This window comes from Vagococcus carniphilus (assembly GCF_014397115.1).
Classification (GTDB): Bacteria; Bacillota; Bacilli; order Lactobacillales; family Vagococcaceae; genus Vagococcus; species Vagococcus carniphilus.
Window position 1 is genome coordinate 2,340,738 of record NZ_CP060720.1, and the last position, 18,118, is coordinate 2,358,855.

Here is an 18,118-nt window from a genome sequence, read left to right on the forward strand (position 1 = left end):
TTTTAGTGATACTTCTTATAACCAGGATGTTTTCCTGTTACTTTATAATTTTCGCGCATCGCAAATAATTTATCTAATGTATCACGGTCAATCTCATCTTCTTCTTTTCCACCAAGCAACATTCTAGCGTGAAACACTGTGTTAGCTACTAATTCCAACGTTTCCATACGATAATAAGCTGTTATTAAATCTGAACCAACAGATAACGCTCCGTGATTTTCTAATAATAAAACATCATGCTCTGGTAAAAAAGGAGCGATACTTTCAGGAACTTCTTCTGTTGATGGAATACCAAATGGAGCAATTGGTATTGAGCCGACAGCAATTGCATTTTCAATTAAAGAATAACTATCTAAGGGTATTTTAGCTAAAGCAAATGCTGTTGCTACTGGTGGATGTGCATGAACAACCCCATTGACATCTTTCCTATCTTGGTAAACGCGTAAATGCATTTTAACTTCACTTGAAGGACGATAACCTTCACCTGCTTCTAAAATCTCATAATCAGAATTGATTCTGACCAACTTATCAGGCGTGATAAAACTTTTACTAATTCCTGTCGGTGTACATAAAAAAGTACCATCTTCTAAGCGTACTGAGACATTCCCATCATTTGCTGCTACCCATCCTTTTTGCCACATTTTATTACAGACATCACATATTTGATTTTTGATTATTTCTAAATCCATTTTAAAATCCTCTTTTCTCATTGATTTAAATCCGCTTTCATTCTAATATAAAAAAAGGGAATAAATTTATTTGAATGATATGATGAATTTTTTACTATTTTTAATAGCAAATTCGTTCACAACTATTCAAAATAATTCATAAGGGGAAATTTAATATGATGCAAGAAGAACGGCTGACACAAATTTTAACTATTCTAAAAAGACGTAAAAAGATATCTAACGAAGAACTTGCTGCTATGCTGTTCTGTAGTATTTCTACATTAAGACGAGACTTAATAAAGCTTGAATCTCAGCAATTAATTCGCCGGGTTCATGGCGGTGTTGTTTTAAATCTAGCGACCACTAACGAACCCTCTCTTTACTATCGAGAAACTAATTTTATAAAAGAGAAAAAAGAAATCTGTGAAATTGCTCAAGACTTTATTGGAGATGGTATGTGCGTTTTCCTAGATTCAAGTAGTACTGTTCAACAACTCGTACCATTATTAAAAACTGTTTCAAATTTAGTTGTCTTAACAAATGGAATTAAATTAGCATTGAACATTAGTGATATGAATGACGAATCAATTAAAGCGTTCATGTTTGGGGGAGAAATTAAAAAAAATTCAAGTTCGATTGTTGGAACTGACTTCACTACCTCTTTTATCAATCAATTTAATATCGACTTGGCTGTCTTTTCTTGCAGAGGTTTAGATATCAACGGAGTTTATGAATCTAGCCTTAGTCAGGCTAGAATTAAGCAACAAGTTATTGATAAATCAAAAAACTCCATTCTCTTAGCAGATGAATCAAAATTTGATTCACCCCATTTTTTTAAAGTATCAAACTTAAAAACCTATTCTGCTATCATTAGTAATAAGAAACCAGAAAAAGAATATACAAAACTCTTTAACAAACATGGTATTGATTGTCTTTACTAAAAAAACTAACCACGACAAATCTTCTTCATGATTAGTCGTGGTTAGTTTTTTTATGGGTAACTTATTCTATTATCTCCTCAACGCTCTCAGACAACTCAGCCCAATGATTGGTTGGTCCATGTCCGTGCCCAACAAACAATCCTTCTTCGATTGCACCTTGGATGAACTGTTTCCCTATATAGATAGCTTCTTTTATGGATGTTCCTTTAGCTAGTTCTGCTGCAATACAAGACGAGAAGGTATCCCCTGTTCCATGAGTTTTAATGGTTTTTATTCGCTTAGTTTTTAACCAATAGTCTTCTCCTGTCTCAAGTAAGACATAATCTTTAGCTTCTTTTGTTTCTAAATGTCCTCCTTTAATAATCACATGATTAACACCTAGTTTTTGCAAGTCAACTGCTGCTTGTTTCATCTCTTCTTCTGTTGTCACTGGATAACCAACTAAGACTTCTGCTTCTGGCAGATTAGGAGTCACTAAAAAAGCGAATGGTAATAACTTAGTTTTGATGGTCTCTATTGCGTCTTCTTTTAGTAACGCATGCCCACCTTTAGCAATCATCACCGGATCAACCACCAAGGGTCCGAAATCAACTTTTTTTAGATTTTCAACAACGCATTCAACATGTTCTCTATCTGCTAGCATGCCTGTTTTAGCAGCTTTAATCTTAAAATCTTCAGCAAGTGAGTTAAACTGGTCATTGATAAAATCACAAGGAACTGGGAAGCTATTTTGAACGCCTAGTGTATTTTGAGCAGTTAGTGCTACCACGATGCTCATTCCAAAGGCTTTTCTTGCTTGAAAGGTTTTTAAATCAGCTTGAACGCCTGCTCCACCTCCAGAATCAGTTCCAGCAATAGTCACAACTTGGGGTGTTTGATTAATTGTCATAACTTACTACATCCTTCATTTTCATTTTTTCAACTAATTCTTTTAATTTAAGAACTTTAGTCGGTACTTCTTTTGCTTGCATAATCTCACTAACAATCGATACACCAGAAACACCACTACCACTAAAAGATAAAATGTTCTCTTCTTTAATACCACCAATGGCTACTACTGGTGACTTCACTTCATCTACTATTTGTTTTAACTCTTCCATAGAAGTTAGTTTTGTTTGAACTTTAGTAGTTGTCGGATAAATAGCGCCTACACCTAAATAATCAGCTCCTTCAAATTTAGCCTCAATACCTCTTATTACGGTCTTAGCAGAGACTCCAAGAATTTTATCAGGGCCAATTAGTTCCCTTGTTTTCCAAACAGGAAGCTCGTCATCTCCAATATGAACACCATCAGCATCAATCGCTAGACAAATATCCACACGATCATTAATGATTAAAGGAACGCTATAAGAATCCGTTATTTTTTTAACTTTTAAAGCTAATTCATAGAACTCATTAGTCGATGCTTCTTTTTCTCTTAGTTGAAGCATCGTGATACCACCTTCACAGGCTTCTAAAACAATGTCTAAAAATCTATCATCAGACAAATTGTCTCTATTGGTTACTAAATATAAAGCTAATGCCTCTTCAATCATATCCTTTCTCCTTTTACTTGTTGCCACCAGTCATCTTTTTTATAAAGACGTGATAGTTCATTAAATAATTCATGTCTAAAATCAGCCATGCCTAATGGTTTTTTGCAATGAGTTAAAGCTGATTCTCCGCAGAGATTAAAATAGCTAACAGCCCCAACCAAACTCATTTCACTCTCTATTCCTTGACCTAATAGTGAAGCTATTAAAGCGCCAACTATATCTCCTGTTCCTGTCATTTGATCTAATTCAGCTACACCATTTTTCAAATAATAACTGGTATGAGGTGTAACGATAATATCAGTTTCTCCTGTTGCTAAAAATGACGTTGCCGGATATTGCTGCGTCCATTTTTTTAATGTTTCACTTAACTCTTGTAATGAGGCTTTTTCTTGATCAGAAGAGTCTCCATCTACTCCTCTACCTGAACTTTTCAAGCCACAAAGGTTTCTCATCTCTGACGTGTTTCCTTTAACCACCGTTGGCTTATTCTCTAAAAGGGTTAAAGCTAGTTTTTTTCTAAGACTTGAAGCAGATACACCCACTACATCAATCACAGTCGGTTTATTTGTATGGAGTGCCTCTTGGCTAGCAGCCAGTAATTGCTCTTGTCTATTAATAGATAAGTGACCTAAGTTCAAAAGTAAGCCATCTGTTTGTTCGAATAATTCTTTAAATTCTCTTTCGTCAACTGCCATAATCGGCTTACTATTAACATAAAGTAAAGCATTTGCCATGCTCTCACACGTTACCTCATTGGTGATGCAGTGAACCAATGGTGACTTTTTAAAAAAATTATTTGCTTGTTTATTCATTAATAGGTCTTTTTGACTCGTAACCATCTAGTTCCTCTCCTTTAAAAAGAGTTTGAATTCTTTTAAATTTTGTTATTTTTTCTAATTTCATGAAACCCAAGTAGCCAATCAATGAACCTGAAATGGCACCTCCAAAAAAACGCGGCGTATAAATAAACCAGTACATATTTGTAGCACTTCCCGTAAACCAAACCATCACCGGGTAAGAAAGGAGAGAGCCTATCAGACCTGTTCCAATAATCTCACCAAGCATTGCCACATAAATATTTTTAGAATACTTATAGCCTATTCCTGCCAAAAACGCTCCAAAAACAGCCCCTGTTAACGCAAGTGGGGGAACACCTAATAACAGCATTCTTAGTAGTCCGCAGGTCAGTGCCATTATGGTTCCGTAAAAGGGACCCATCAACGTCACGCCTATGATATTCATGACACTAGACATTGGTGCCATTCCTTCGATTCGAAATAAAGGTGACAAGACCACATCAAGCGCAACCATGAGAGACAAAATAATTAGTTTTTGTAATTTAGTATTTGCTTGTGGCATCTAGATCACCTTCAGGCCAAGTTTGTAAAGTATACGCCATCTCCCAGAATAAATATTCCATCCGAGAACTAATCACAAAAGCTTGAATCATTTGCTTTTGCTCTATTTCATCAGCTTTTTCAAATAAACGGTTCAATACATCACATTGATGAGCAACTTCGCTAGCTGACTCTTCTCCTGAATAAGTTTCAATCCAACGTTGATATAAAGAATCTGGAGAACCTGTTTTAATCAGTTCTGTTCCTATTTCTTGATATAACCAAGCACAAGGTAATAAGCCCGCCACAGCACTGTTTAAAGTACCATCTGATAGCTGGCGATACATATGAGAAACATAGTTATAAGCAGTTGGGGCAATTGGGGTCGTCTTGATTTCTTCTTCTGTGATATTTAACTCTTTAAAGAAACCATCTCGAATAGCGATTTCTCCTTCTGCTAAATGCTTCGCTCCTAGCATCAACATCTCTTTTACTTCTTCATCTTCTATTTTTTCAGCAATCAATAGATGGATTTGGCTAAAATGTTCTAAGTAATAACGGTCTTGAAGTAAATAATAACGAAATTCTTTTTCTCCTAACGTTCCTTCTTGTAATCCTTTGACAAAAGGATGAGTAAAACTTCCTTCCCAATGTGGTATTGTTAAAGCTCTTGCTTGTTTTGTAAACATGTCATTTCCTCCTAAATAGTAATAAACATTAATGTATTTCCAATGATAAAAATCATAGCTGAGGCCAGTATGTAACGTTTTGGTGTAACGTATTCTTTTGAAGGTTTTCTTTTAACATTATCCTCGTATCCTCTTGATTTGATTGCCTCTGTATAGTGATTACGCCAATTAAAAGCAACAAAAATAGTCTTTAAATAAAGTAAAGGTGAAAAGACTGTGAGACGTTTTCCTCTTAAGAGGCTGGCATTTTTTAAATCCTGTATTTCATTTTTGATTTCTGGTACAGCATTTAAAACAACTAAAATACCGTAAATAAAACTAGTTGGCACTTTTTTTTGCTCAAGGATTAAAAGCAGTTCTTCTAATTCAATTCCAAAGGCAAACATCATCCCTAATGCTGCAAAAGCAAAGGTTCGACTAAACAAAAGCCACGCATCAGCACTCCCTGAGCCATGTACCATAACAGACCAATAGGTGGAGACAGCAGGTATTAAAGGTAGTAAAAACAACCCAATTAGCCCTATCCATTTTTTTCTTTTTATTAAATAAAACAACGTTAAAAGAACTATAAAAGCATTTAACAAAAGAGATTTCGTAAATGAAATTTCTAAAGTAAATAAAAAAATAAGAGCTGTTAAATTAAGCGTATTGGTTTTGATAAGATTCACGGAAAGCTCCTTTCCACTCCAAACTCTCTTGTGTATCATGGAGTTCTTGATTAGCTAAAATCACATGATGATCACTATTTCCAGAAAGTGGTGCTAATCGGTGGGAAACAATTACAAAATGTTGTTCTTTTTCCTTCATCCAATCCATAAAAATCTGACAAGCTTTTTCATCAAGGCCTGTAAAAGGTTCGTCTAATAGTAAAAGTTCTTTTTCTAAGCTCAACATAGCAGTTAATTGAATCATTTTTTTCTGACCTTCACTTAAATGAAATAAGCTTCCCTTTAACTTATCTATTAAACCTAAAGATTCGAGTACTTCTCTTTGTTTTAATTGTTGCTCCTCATTCAACTTCACATTAAATGTCAGTTCCTCTTCTGGCGTCAAACAAACAAACTGTTGTGAAGCATCTTGAACGGCCATTGTCATTTTTTGATACCATTTTCTTCGACTTCGTATCCGCTCATTTTGATAATACATCTTTCCTCGATATTTCTTTTGTTGAGCCATCGCTTTTAATAAAGTTGATTTACCTGTCCCGTTATCTCCAGTTAAAGTTGTAATACCTTCAAAAAAAGAGAAGTCTGTTGGTCTTAATAATTCTCTTTGACCTTGAGAATATCCTACATCTTTTAAGGTCAGTAAACTGGTCTTACTTGTCACGTGTTTAGAGAGTATCGGATCTGGTAGTTTGTTTAAGATGCTCAGAGGTTCTTCTACTAAGCCTACCTGTGTCAAAGTAACCACTTTATCTACTCTGTTTTGATAATTTGCCAAGTCATGGTCACATAGTAAAATGGTCTTTCCTTTATTCTTAAGTTTTACTAGTAGTTGGATTAACTCATCTCGTGACTTAGGATCAACACTTGCGAAAGGTTCATCTAGTAACAAAATAGGGGTATCCATTGCCAGTAAAACAGCTAAAGAAGCTCGTTGCTTTTCTCCACCTGAAAGGCTAGAAAGTTCTCGGTCCAGTAAATGATTGGTTTGAGTTAGTTGAGCAGCTTCTTGTATTCTTTCTTGAATACCATCAAACCCTATCAATAGGTTCTCTAAAGCAAATGTTATTTCTCTTCTTAAGGTCCCCATCGTAAATTGCTGATTGGGATTTTGAAAAACCATGCCTACTTTTGAGGCACGTTCTAAAACAGGGAGGTCTTTTTGATTTTTTCCTAATACTAAAGCATCACCTTCATAAGGCAACTCTGCAAAACCTGCTATTAGTTTTAATAAAGTCGATTTGCCACTACCACTATCGCCACGAAGTAAGGTAAACGTTCCTTCGCTAAATTCATAATCGAGATGTTTAAAAATAATGGTTTCATTTCGCTTAAAAGAAACTTGGTCTAAAACGATTGGTCTCATGATTTCGCTCCAGCTAATTGCTGAACTCGGTTATAGCTTTTCATAATGAGTGAAACCATCACAACTCCAAAGAATAGAACTGACAATAAGCGAACAACGAACAAACTTAAAATCATTCCAATTCCAAATGTGCCATAACCAAATTTGAAAAACTCATACCCAAAACTCAGAACCGTTGTACCAATTGCTCCATAAATAAGGGGTAGCGTATCAAATCGTTTATATTGGGTTGCTATAAAACCTAGCTCTGTCCCAAATCCTTGGAAAAATCCTGAGACTAAAACCCCTGGTCCAAAGTAAGAACCATAAAGCATTTCTGCTAATGCTGCTAATAACTCTCCTAGTAGAGAACTTCCCTTTTTGGGAATTAGCACACCTGCAACAGGTGCTGCCATTGTCCACATACCAAATAAAATCTCGTTAGCAAACGGCGCTAATCCTAGTGGTGTTAATGCTGCTGAAAGAATGGCGTAGAGAAATCCCGCCCCCATAAAAACACCACCAAATAAAAATGCTAAAAAAGCAAGTAATATAATGTCTTGTACTGTCCATTTTGTCTCCAAAAAAAGCCCTCCTCTTATTTCCTTAAAGTTAAGAAACAAAAGAAGGGCAAACGCCGAGACTCTCCCTATTTAATTTTTTTCATAAAAAAAGCCCGACCAAATAAATGGTTGGGCATAAATTACGAGTTGTTCATTAAATAGGTCAAATTTTCTATTTGACAGTCATTGAATACATTTCTCTTCGCCAGTACTAACTGGAGCAGATTCAATGGGTATTATCTCAGCTTTTACGCACCCCAAATGTTTCTATCTATTAAGTTGTAATTGAAGTCTAACACGCTTTCATTTTTTTGGCTAGTTGAATGCTTACCTAATAAATAACAGTAAAGCATCTATTAATCAGTTTCTTCATATTTTTCATATAGATGAGCAATTAATGATTTTAACAACAAATAGAAGCCTTATATATATAAATCTTTGTAAAAATTAACATTTTTTAATCAATTCTCTTTCTAAGTTCACTTAATTAAAGTACATTTTTAAAATTTGATTGATAGAGAATCTTTATTCATTACTTTTCATGCATTATACTATACATTAGTTAGTATAAATCAATTATTAGCTAACCAAATCTAATGAAAAGATGGTGGTTAAAATGCTTTCTATTCTAGATACGACATCCAAACGATTAGTCGATACTCTTGAACTTTTACTTAAATCCGAAAATTGGTTAACAGTTCGACAAATTGCTGATTTACTTAATGTTTCTGAAAAAACAATTCACGAGGATTTAAACTATATTCAAGATAATTTAAATGACAAAGTGGGCCTTGAGTTTCTATCCCCATATGGGATTCGAGCGTCAAAACTTTCAGTCAACGTTTTCCTAAATATTCAATCACAAATTTTATTAAACTCTATCCCCATTCAGTTTATTTTAGCCTTAGCCAAAAATCCCAATCAAACATTAAATGACTATGCTGAAATATTACATATTAGCCGTTCAACTCTTTATCGTTATCTGCCTAAAATTAGTGATTACTTTAAACAATATGATTTAGAAGTAAAAAAGAGTGGCTCTCTTTACTCAATCACTAGTAAAAATGAATATCTTTATCGGCGCTTTTTTTCAACCTTTTTATTTGAAATACATGGATATAATGTAAAACCTATTATTTCTGAACAATGGCAGTCCTTTTTTAAAGAACGCTTAACTCGAATGTACTCTTTTAACCAAGAAGAAATATCGGATTTACAAATTTCTTACTATTCCATTTTTTATCAACTTTCCATCGAAAGAGAAAAACAAAATCATCGATTAGCGTATATACAAACATTTGTTGGACAAGATACACCTTTTACAAAAGAAGAAGAACATTTCTTATTTTGTAATGAACCTGATCTCTCATTAGGTTGTTTTACTAAAATTGAATCCGCTATTTATATTCATCGTCATACTCAATTTTCTTTAACAGATACTGAATTTATCAAAGAAGTATCACTTTTTTTAGATAAGCTCTTCCAGACTTTTCAAATAAAAAAGATGGACGTTGAAAAGAAACGACTTTTAGATTTTGTCGTAGATCTCTGTATCAATGTTAAATACTTCAAAATTCCTTATCATTTTTTCTATGACCGATTCGAATCTTTTTCAAAACAGGTAGAACTTAATAACACAGCAGCCTTTAATCTGATGACTCATTTGATTAAAGAACTTAGTCTTAAGACTGAATTGGATTTTTCTATTTATGTGGATCACTTGATTTATCTTTTAGTCGTGACACTTCCTCAGATTATTCAAGCACAATTGAATCAACCTATTCTAATTGTGAGCAGTTATTCTGTTGATCATGGTTACTTTTTACTCAAAATGATTGAAGGTCAATTAAATATTGAATCTACCTACTTTGAAAGTGTCATTTGTATTCATGAAAGTGATTTAAAACATTATGATTTAGATAACTTTCAGTTAATTATTTCAAATTTAGCACTTCCACTTGAATCAACTAAGTATATCTTAATTCAAGATTTTCCAAGTAAAAACAATATTACATCCATTAAGAATATTTTACTTAGTAATACAAAAGTAGAGTAAAAAAAACATCAAACCAGTTCTAATCTCGGTTTGATGTTTTTCATTTTTAAAACGTAACTGTTTTATCTGCCCATGTAACTAATTCGACACAATCAACCATTGTTGAGATAGGACATGAGGTTGTATCATCTAGTTTTCTTGAAATCAGACAAGTACCACAAGCTAATAATTCGCCATTAGCATCTCTAAACTGATTCAGTTGATCCATGACATCATAGGTTTCATCAACAATGCTCTCAATCTCAACTGCTTCACCCATTAAAAATAATTTTACTTCATGTTTTAATTTTAAAGCTGTTACACCAAATCGAATAGCATTCCATGCTTTTTCATGTTCTTTGGTTTCTAAGATAATGCCAATTTTCATCTCTCATTCTCCTTTAGATTTCTTCTACTACTTCTTGTTTTTCCATATATTTATTATATAACTGCTCTAAGAATAACACTTCTGTCGTGTTTTGGTAAGGGAGTGTATAAAGACCTGAAAGACCAAAAGTAAAAGCACTCAACATATTCCAAAAGAAGAAAGAGAATCTTAAAATTAAAAACTCTAATTTGTAGCCTTTCATAATGACACGACTTAAATTAATAGCTTCACTAGCAGATAATTCCGGATCTTTTTCCAATAAAATATTCGTCATAATATATGACGCTTGCTTAATGATACCAGGAATGATGAATAATAAACTCCAAAAGAAAACATATAAATTCATCAATATATTAGCTTTTAATACTCGATTTTTCTGAGCTTTTACTAAGTACTCAAAAATTTTCACACCGTTAGCTTCTTTTCCTCTTAAAGAATAAATCGCCATCCATTGAAGAACCGCATTAAACAACACTGCAATCACAAACATCGCTACAAACGTGATTAACCAAATAATAAACCAAAAGAATCTTGAAAAACCAGATACTGCATTATATGAGTAATAATAATCAATTTCTGTCATTTTACCTGAAGCAATTCCCATCAGAATAGCTACAATAAAAATGCCTACAAAATACCAAACAATACTCTTTAACCACTCACCGTATCGACCAGATAATTTCTTTTGTGCTTCATTTTTTAATTCAGTTCTTGACGCATCAAGCCCTTCTGCTGATTCTAGTTTTAACTCAAATACTTCATCTGTTTGTAATTTATCAAATGAGGTTTTCATTTTTTCTGAGAAGGTTGCCTCTTCATGTTCCTGATTAACAGGTGTTCCACACTTTCCACAAAATTTTGAATTTGGACTTAACTCATTACCACAATTTGGACAATATTTCATCTCTGTCACCCTATTTTCCTTTTTTTTATTTTTTTATTAACGTTTGACCCATCATATCTTCTAAAACAATCTCATCTGAGGTAGATTTCACCTTATAAATGAATGGTTGTGGACCAGGTCCAGCACTTCTTGGTCCATATTTTTCCTCAAATTTTTCAATATCCCAAGTAATAGTTACTTGGTCATTAATCGTCACTTGATCGATTGGGTAATCTTTTTCTGATTGAATATCTCTATAAAATGAATCATCTATTGAAAAAACAGCTTCATTTGTTGATTCGTTGTAGTAAGTTCCGTTTAAACGTTCTCTTAGAGACGTTTTGGTTGTTGAAGATTCTTTTGTTGCTTCTGAATTATTCTTTTTTTGCTGGCTAAGAAGATTAGCAAAACCTGTTTTTAATGCTTGATTTTCAGTTTCTTTAAAGTAAAGAACATTCTCTGGGTTTCCTTGATTTTGTTGCGTCACGTAGACACGGCCTTCTCCATTTTTAAAAGCAAAGAAATAGACATGTTTTTTAAGGTACGGCTGAGTGTCCGCATCTGAGTAGACCTCAACTAACTGATAATCTGCACTTCCAGAACCATCCTCTGACCATTCAATGGTAACTTTTTCTCCGTCAACCCCCATTCCCATTTGTCCATCAAGAACTCCTTGTGGTAGTTGAATCCCATATAAATCAACATTTTTTTGAGGGTTATAAGCTTGATATTCTTGATCCATTGTTTGGCCCCATGAAGCCATAAAATCTGCTAATTTAGCTGATTGCTCTTTGGTCCATAGTTTTGTTTCTTCTTTTTTCTTGTTTTCTTTCTTATTTTTTGAGTCCTTTTCTGTTTCCTTCGTTAAATCTGCCAGTTCTTTTTTTGCATACTCAACTAATTTTTCAGAACCCACTTTAACTTTTGTCACTTCTGTAAATTTGGCCTTAGCTTCATCTAATTTTTTTGCTTTTTTTAACTTCAATCCCTCTTGGTAAGCTTTCAATTGAACTTGATAATTCTTAGCTAGTGTATCAGCTTCTTTACTTTCAATTGCTAAAGCAACAAAATCCTCAGCCTGATCAAATTTCTTTTCTATAATTGCTTCTTTGGCTTTATGCATAGATTGTTCATATTGATTGTTTCTATTTTGACAACCAACCAGTAGGACTAAACCTACAATCATTGCTAAAAAGATTCCTTTTCTTTTCAACAGAGGCACCTCCTTTTTCTCTTAATTAGCATAACACAAACAAAAGAGACATATTATACTTTTTAGAGTTTTTACATCAAAAAAATAGCCAATAAAAGAAATTCTATCTTCTCTTACTAGCTATTTATATTAAATTCTTCTTTATTGAGCTTTAGTTGCTTTAATAAATTTTTTAGGTACTTTAGAAGTAAATTTCATTCTTTTCTTAGTTGTTGGATGAACAAAAATTAAACTAGTTGCATGAAGTCCAAGTCGTTTCAAGGGATTTGAGCTTGCTCCATATTTTTTATCTCCCACAATTGGATGTCCTATCTCTTCCATATGAACACGAATTTGGTTTTTTCTTCCTGTTTCTAAGTTAACTTCTAACAAGCTATAGTTTCTGTTTGAACGAATTTTTTTATAATGCGTAACGGCTTTTTTTCCACCATTATCAAATGGACAAGAATGAATTTTAAAGGTTTTACTTTCTGTTAACCAAGACGTAATCGTTCCTTTTTCTTTCTTCACTTCTCCTTCCACTAAAGCCGTATACATTCTTTCAATAACAACATTCTTCCAATTTTCTTGTAAATACTGTTTCGTTTTTTCATTTTTAGCAAACAACATAACCCCAGATGTATCTCGGTCTAATCGATGAACGATAAAAACACGATCTTGAGGATTTGATTGTCTAACGTAATGTCTTAGTTGAGAATAAACTGTCACTTCTTGACCGTTGTCTGTCGCCATCGATAGCATCCCTGCTTCTTTTTCAACAACTAAGATATCTTCGTCTTCGTGTATAATTTCTAAACCAATCAAGGCTCTTTCTTTCATAGCAGATTGATTGCCTTGAATACTTATTTTAGTTCCTGATGTAAGAGGATGGTTATGTTTTGTTATTACTTTCCCATCAACACTTACTTGTCCTCTTGTTAAGATGGATTTAACTGAATTTCTACTTTGGTTGTTCAATGTTTGTAAAAGAAAAGGGAGTAACTCAATATCTTCTTTGACAATATATTCTGTTTCGCGAAATGTCTTATTTTTATTAGTTGCATTAGGTCTTTTGTTCTTCATGAATGATAACTCTTTTCTAATTTTTTTATGATTAGCTTTACTTTACCATGTTTCTTATTAAATTCATAAAATTTTTTAGTTAAAACAAAAAAATTAGAACTAACAAGTCTGATAAGTTCTAATTTCTAATTTATTTTCAATTGATAAATTCCATAAATTTTTTAAAAATAGTCGCATTGACGCATCTCTTTTTGATAGATTCTGCAACAGGCGAGATTTTTTTTATGATTGAGTCTTTTGCTTTTACAAAGAAACATCCTATTTTTTTTAATCCTGTTAATAAGCTTTCTTGCCATTTATCTAGCTTATCTCTTTTGTCTGAGCCATGAACTTGTCTACTGCTTGATAATCCAAGCTGGTCATTAGTAGGTGCTATCTCATTTTTAGTTGGATAAACAACTATATCTAAAGTAGGTTCTTCGATTTTTTCTTTTTTGGTTTCTTCAGGAATTTCTAATACTTTTTCATCATTTAAATATCTTTCCTGTTCTTCATTCAGATAATAACCAAACTCTTTAAAAACTGATAAAATAGTTTTTTCGAAATGTCTATGCCAGTTTTCAGAAGAAAAATAAGGATCTTTATCTAAAAAAGGAGGTCCTTCATATTTGATCGAGCCATTGCGGTCTTTTTGGAAAGTTCCCTCTTCATATCTAAGTTCCGCGTTTTTAGCATGAGGTTTAGTTTGTCTATTCGTCTTTTTATCATACCAAAAATCTCTTGTATAGATTTTTGGCGTTCTACCAACATTTTTTTTTCGCTCACTAAATAACAAATGAAGTGTTGCAAGCTTGTTGTTCCACCGTATGACGTATTCATAATCTCGGCTTTCACCTATTCCTCGCTTAGCTAACGCATCACAAGTTTTCTTTAATTGAATTAAGTCACCTAACATTTCTTCTGGTAGTAGTACAATAATTTCTCTACCCTCAGCCCGATGATTTTTTTCAAAATCAGCATACTGTTTCCATTCAAATTTCATTGCTTTAACCTGTAGAAGGATAACTTCATTACGATTGGGTTTATCAATAATTTTTGAACGTTTTTCAAGGTTCAAGACTTCAATATTTTGAAAATTTTCAATCAATCCATTACACCTTCCTTTATTAAGCATTATAATGACCTATTATTCTTCATTATACCTCACTTATTTAAAAATAGAAGCTGTTTTTTATTAAAAGTTTTAAATATAACGTTTTAAATCTCATTAAAAGGTTTTAACGTCTATAAAACTCTTTACTTAAAAGTAGCATATAAAACAAAAGTTTCGGTATTCTTTTTGAAATCTTTAGGACTAAATTCCCCATTCTTTATTGTTTTGACCGAAACCCCATCTTCACCATAAGCCCATATTGCCAATTGATAATCAGTGTTCTTTTCTAATTGATACTCTTCTTCTGATAAACCAACTCCAACACCACTTAATAGATTATCTGGATCATCACTTTTAATTTTGATTGTGTAGTCACTGGTACTTATAATACCTTCGCTTTCTATAGCCACTCTTAATTGATTTTCAAGTAAACCATAATCCATAATTCCCCACTGAATAGTTCCGTCCATTTGATTAGTTGTACCTGTTTTAGCCGATACAGACAGCATTTCTTTTTCTTCTTCTAACTTATCTCGTTTATAATGAGCCATTGTCACAGTGACTTGGTTAGCTTTTACCTTAAAATCAATTATTTCTTGAGAATCAAATAATAATGACTGATTGCTTTCATTAAGACGAAGTGTATTATTCTTTAGGTGAGGTTTAACTTGTTCATCAGTTACATGATTAGTCTGATACACACTATAGAAAAACATTCCCATTCCTATGATAAAAATAGTAAAAATAGAACTAAAAATACCAATACTTATTCTAGATTTCCCTTGATTCTTCTTATTCATGCCTATCCCTTTCCTTTCTCATCACCCTCATTATACAACAAAAAAACCAACTATCATGAGATGATGTTGGTTTCATTTAACTACTACTGACTTTGGGTTGTTCCATTAGATATCCCATTCCAATTTTAGTTACAATATATTGGCTTCCTATTTTCCTTCTTAAACGCTTGACGTGGGTATCAACTGTTCTAACATCTCCATCGTAGTTCATTCCCCAAACTTGATTAAGTAATTGGTCTCGACTCAAAACAATATTAATATTTTTCATAAAACAATGTAGTAAATCATATTCTTTTTTTGTAAGAGAAAGAATTTCTTCGTTTTTTTTCACTTCACACGTTTCTGAATTTAGCGTGATATCTTGATAAAACAAATATGTGTCTGACTTTAATGGTTTATTAAACTGAATGACTAAGGAAGCTGTTCCTACTGACATTTCTTTTGTATCTATAAAAGTTTCCACTAAATCTCCTAATTCATTTACGGTTGTATTTTTAGGTGCTAGTAGTAGCATTTTGAGTGGTAAATTTAATTTTTTTATTTCCTGACAAAGTACCATACTATCTTTTTGACATTTTAACCAATTAAAAATAATTAAATCAAAGTTTTGAGTAGTAACACATTGTAATGCTTCATCCCTTTTTGAAGCTATTAATTTAGCTTCTGTACCATCACCCAAATAATTTCTAATAATTCCTTCTATTTCTTCTTTATCTTCTACTAATAATATTCTCATAGGGCCCCACTCCTTAAATATTATTCCTATGTTTTTATGTTTTTATTTTTTCTTTCTTTTTTTCTTCTTTGTCATTTTCTTCTGTTTCTTCTTATTTTTAGTTAATAGTAAAATAATTAAAATTAACACTAAAATTGCGATAGATAAACCAATAATGATTAGTTTATTATTATCTTTTGGCAATGTAACATCTGCTTCATTAAATTTTCTAGCCTCTTTTTCTCCAATAGAAAAATCTTTTACAAATTCCCATTTTTTGTCAGAACTTTTAGCAGTCATTTTTAACGTATAAGTTCCTGGTTTCATTTTGTCTTCAATCGGAATTGGTAATTGAAAAGAAGAATTTGGAGCCATCTGCATATTCTTTTTCTCAGATGTATATAATACTTGGCTCTCTCCTTTTTTAGTTACAGTCGAATTAGTTTCTAATTCATTTAAGAAATCCGGTACTGGATTTTTTAATTTGGTTAAAATTACATTTCGGTAATTCTGCTGCCCGACTTTTACATTTTCTAGTTCTAACTCAGGTGTGTAATCTTTTTTTTCTTCCCTAACTAAAACTGCTATCGTATAAGCATGATAATTTTTTATCGTCATTCCTTTATTTTCATCTTCATCTGTTTTTTCTTCTTTTTTCTCTTGAAGAGTTATACCTCCTGCTACAATTCCGTCAAACTTTTCTTTAGGCATCTTCAGATTTAGTATTAACTGACTTTGAACATTTTTAGGCACTTTTACTTCCTTCTGATTCTCTGGTAAAGTAAGAATTTCCTCTATTTCAACAGGAGTTCCTTTATTCAATTTATCTTTAGATAGTGTGTATTCAACCACACCATTTAAATTCGTTGTTGCATTACTTATAGTAGGTATAACTGTTATCTCTTTATTTGATGTATTATTAATCTCTATGGCTATCTTTTGCTCTTCGTTTGGCTTCACCATTAAATCAAAATACGTTTTACTTTTGTCTACTTGATTTTCCGGAATAACAGATGCCACACTAAAGTTAAGTTCTGATGCCTCTGTTCTAATCCCTATTAAAAAAAGTAAAATAATTCCTATCGTAGTTAAATATCTTTTACTCATTTCAGTATCCCTTCTTTTAAAAAATGCGGAGAATATCATTTATTCTCCACATCTATACTTAATCCGTACTTCTAGTTTCCTGGTACATCTGATAGAACCCAAGTTAAGCTTGTTTTATAAACATCATTAACTTTTTCTGAAATTCCAGGTACTGATAATTGAACGTTTTTAGTTACAGTACGTCCATTTTCTTCTAATAAGCTACTGTCATCACCATAAACTGTAGACCAAGCTCCAGCTCCTTGATCTTTTTTAAATGACATAACTACTTGAGACGCGCCAGTTGGATCTAATTTGAATGTTTCTGTTGCTACTCCTAGTTGACTCAGAGATTCTGTCACCAATTGACCTTCTTTAAACTCAATAGAAGCTCCTTTTAATTCATGAGCTTTCTGACTTGATTTAAATTGACCATCTTGTTTTACGGATAATCTCCAGCCTTCTAATGAACCACGATTATCTGTTACTTGTGTATAAAGTGAACTATTTTTGTCTCCTACTTTTTGAGCAGATGCATGATACACTTGATCTTCTGTACTAATTTCATTATTCCCAAAATCTAACGTTGGCACATGATTTAAACTTAATGGTCCCTCTGGATCAGTTGATGGTTGAAATTTTACAACGCCATCTGTGTCTTTAGTTTTCACATCTGCTGCTGAAACTGATACATTTACTCCAATTACAAATAAACTACTTAATAATATTGTTCCTAAAATTGTTTTTTTCATCATAAATCATCCATTCTTTTTTATTTTTTTTACATATAAAATACTGATAAAAATAATCATAAATCCAATTAAAGAGAGTTGAGTATTCTTTATTACTTCATTTGTTTGAGGTAATTGTTTCTTCTCACCTATTCGACTGCTTTCTTTTATTTCAATTGGTTTACTACCATCTGGTTTACTTGGGCCTGGTTTAACTGGTTTAACATACTCACCATAAAATCCCACCTGCCCTGTTGTTTCTACCATGTCTTTACCTTCTAAATTATCTGCATGGGTCGTGTTCCCTATTCCAAATAGAAGAAAGAAAGCGAAAAGAAAGAAAGTTGTTACTACATTTATTCGTTTCAT

General features: G+C 32.7%; 21 protein-coding genes and 1 riboswitch. Of the genes, 2 read left to right on the top strand and 19 right to left on the bottom strand.

Features of this window, described 5'->3' with window-relative positions; all coding sequences use genetic code 11:
* Positions 1-2 precede the first annotated feature (2 nt).
* On the bottom strand, positions 3-689 hold the full coding sequence (locus tag H9L18_RS11340) for a class II aldolase/adducin family protein (RefSeq protein WP_126792177.1): 687 nt from the start codon (positions 687-689) through the stop codon (positions 3-5).
* A gap of 155 nt (positions 690-844) precedes the next feature.
* Between H9L18_RS11340 and H9L18_RS11345 the strand changes: the two genes are divergently transcribed.
* Positions 845-1,609 carry a DeoR/GlpR family DNA-binding transcription regulator gene (locus tag H9L18_RS11345; RefSeq protein WP_126792175.1) on the top strand — a complete coding sequence of 255 codons (765 nt, stop codon included), beginning with the start codon at positions 845-847 and terminating at the stop codon, positions 1,607-1,609.
* Between the two features lie 61 nt (positions 1,610-1,670).
* On the opposite strand, the gene thiD is transcribed toward H9L18_RS11345, so the two are convergent.
* The 8 genes from thiD to H9L18_RS11385 are packed head-to-tail and all read right to left on the bottom strand — an operon-like array spanning position 1,671 to position 7,764.
* The gene (gene thiD, locus H9L18_RS11350) at positions 1,671-2,498 is read right to left on the bottom strand and encodes a bifunctional hydroxymethylpyrimidine kinase/phosphomethylpyrimidine kinase (RefSeq protein ID WP_126792173.1); all 828 of its coding nucleotides are present in this window, start codon (positions 2,496-2,498) and stop codon (positions 1,671-1,673) included.
* Positions 2,488-3,141, bottom strand: a complete 654-nt coding sequence (thiE, locus tag H9L18_RS11355) for a thiamine phosphate synthase (RefSeq protein WP_185847431.1) — start codon at positions 3,139-3,141, stop codon at positions 2,488-2,490. Before thiE ends, thiD begins: the two co-directional genes overlap by 11 nt.
* A complete protein-coding gene (gene thiM, locus H9L18_RS11360; protein WP_126792543.1) occupies positions 3,141-3,956 on the bottom strand; it encodes a hydroxyethylthiazole kinase in 816 nt (271 codons plus the stop codon). Before thiM ends, thiE begins: the two co-directional genes overlap by 1 nt.
* Positions 3,949-4,503, bottom strand: coding sequence for an energy coupling factor transporter S component ThiW (gene thiW, locus H9L18_RS11365; RefSeq protein WP_126792168.1), 555 nt, complete (start codon positions 4,501-4,503; stop codon positions 3,949-3,951). The genes thiM and thiW overlap by 8 nt, the downstream gene beginning before the upstream one ends.
* Positions 4,484-5,170, bottom strand: coding sequence for a thiaminase II (gene tenA, locus H9L18_RS11370; RefSeq protein ID WP_126792165.1), 687 nt, complete (start codon positions 5,168-5,170; stop codon positions 4,484-4,486). The genes thiW and tenA overlap by 20 nt, the downstream gene beginning before the upstream one ends.
* An 11-nt stretch (positions 5,171-5,181) precedes the next feature.
* Complete coding sequence (locus H9L18_RS11375; protein WP_185847418.1) at positions 5,182-5,838, bottom strand: CbiQ family ECF transporter T component; 657 nt, start codon at positions 5,836-5,838, stop codon at positions 5,182-5,184.
* Positions 5,810-7,201: an ABC transporter ATP-binding protein gene (locus tag H9L18_RS11380; RefSeq protein ID WP_126792161.1), complete on the bottom strand. Its 1,392-nt coding sequence runs from the start codon at positions 7,199-7,201 to the stop codon at positions 5,810-5,812. The genes H9L18_RS11375 and H9L18_RS11380 overlap by 29 nt, the downstream gene beginning before the upstream one ends.
* A complete protein-coding gene (locus H9L18_RS11385) occupies positions 7,198-7,764 on the bottom strand; it encodes an ECF transporter S component (RefSeq protein ID WP_126792159.1) in 567 nt (188 codons plus the stop codon). The genes H9L18_RS11380 and H9L18_RS11385 overlap by 4 nt, the downstream gene beginning before the upstream one ends.
* A gap of 159 nt (positions 7,765-7,923) precedes the next feature.
* Positions 7,924-8,013: riboswitch (TPP riboswitch) on the bottom strand.
* A gap of 346 nt (positions 8,014-8,359) precedes the next feature.
* Here H9L18_RS11385 and H9L18_RS11390 point away from each other — a divergent pair.
* A complete protein-coding gene (locus H9L18_RS11390; protein WP_185847417.1) occupies positions 8,360-9,799 on the top strand; it encodes a helix-turn-helix domain-containing protein in 1,440 nt (479 codons plus the stop codon).
* A gap of 46 nt (positions 9,800-9,845) precedes the next feature.
* Here the strand turns inward: H9L18_RS11390 and H9L18_RS11395 are convergent, their stop codons facing one another.
* From H9L18_RS11395 to H9L18_RS11440, 10 genes are all read right to left on the bottom strand, one after another.
* On the bottom strand, positions 9,846-10,166 hold the full coding sequence (locus H9L18_RS11395; RefSeq protein ID WP_126792155.1) for a DsrE family protein: 321 nt from the start codon (positions 10,164-10,166) through the stop codon (positions 9,846-9,848).
* A gap of 13 nt (positions 10,167-10,179) precedes the next feature.
* Positions 10,180-11,070: a DUF975 family protein gene (locus tag H9L18_RS11400; protein ID WP_126792153.1), complete on the bottom strand. Its 891-nt coding sequence runs from the start codon at positions 11,068-11,070 to the stop codon at positions 10,180-10,182.
* Positions 11,071-11,095: 25 nt separating this feature from the next.
* On the bottom strand, positions 11,096-12,262 hold the full coding sequence (locus tag H9L18_RS11405) for a DUF4767 domain-containing protein (RefSeq protein WP_126792151.1): 1,167 nt from the start codon (positions 12,260-12,262) through the stop codon (positions 11,096-11,098).
* 141 nt (positions 12,263-12,403) lie between these two features.
* Positions 12,404-13,324: an RluA family pseudouridine synthase gene (locus H9L18_RS11410; RefSeq protein ID WP_126792149.1), complete on the bottom strand. Its 921-nt coding sequence runs from the start codon at positions 13,322-13,324 to the stop codon at positions 12,404-12,406.
* A gap of 136 nt (positions 13,325-13,460) precedes the next feature.
* Entirely contained in the window at positions 13,461-14,411 is a 951-nt protein-coding gene (locus tag H9L18_RS11415; RefSeq protein WP_187559342.1) for a hypothetical protein, read from the bottom strand.
* A gap of 149 nt (positions 14,412-14,560) precedes the next feature.
* The gene (locus tag H9L18_RS11420; protein ID WP_126792145.1) at positions 14,561-15,217 is read right to left on the bottom strand and encodes a hypothetical protein; all 657 of its coding nucleotides are present in this window, start codon (positions 15,215-15,217) and stop codon (positions 14,561-14,563) included.
* Between the two features lie 76 nt (positions 15,218-15,293).
* Positions 15,294-15,953, bottom strand: a complete 660-nt coding sequence (locus H9L18_RS11425) for a winged helix-turn-helix transcriptional regulator (RefSeq protein ID WP_126792143.1) — start codon at positions 15,951-15,953, stop codon at positions 15,294-15,296.
* A gap of 42 nt (positions 15,954-15,995) precedes the next feature.
* Positions 15,996-17,039 carry a WxLIP family cell surface protein gene (locus H9L18_RS11430; RefSeq protein ID WP_185847416.1) on the bottom strand — a complete coding sequence of 348 codons (1,044 nt, stop codon included), beginning with the start codon at positions 17,037-17,039 and terminating at the stop codon, positions 15,996-15,998.
* 71 nt (positions 17,040-17,110) lie between these two features.
* Positions 17,111-17,770, bottom strand: coding sequence for a WxL domain-containing protein (locus tag H9L18_RS11435; protein WP_185847415.1), 660 nt, complete (start codon positions 17,768-17,770; stop codon positions 17,111-17,113).
* Between the two features lie 6 nt (positions 17,771-17,776).
* Complete coding sequence (locus H9L18_RS11440) at positions 17,777-18,118, bottom strand: LPXTG cell wall anchor domain-containing protein (RefSeq protein WP_126792137.1); 342 nt, start codon at positions 18,116-18,118, stop codon at positions 17,777-17,779.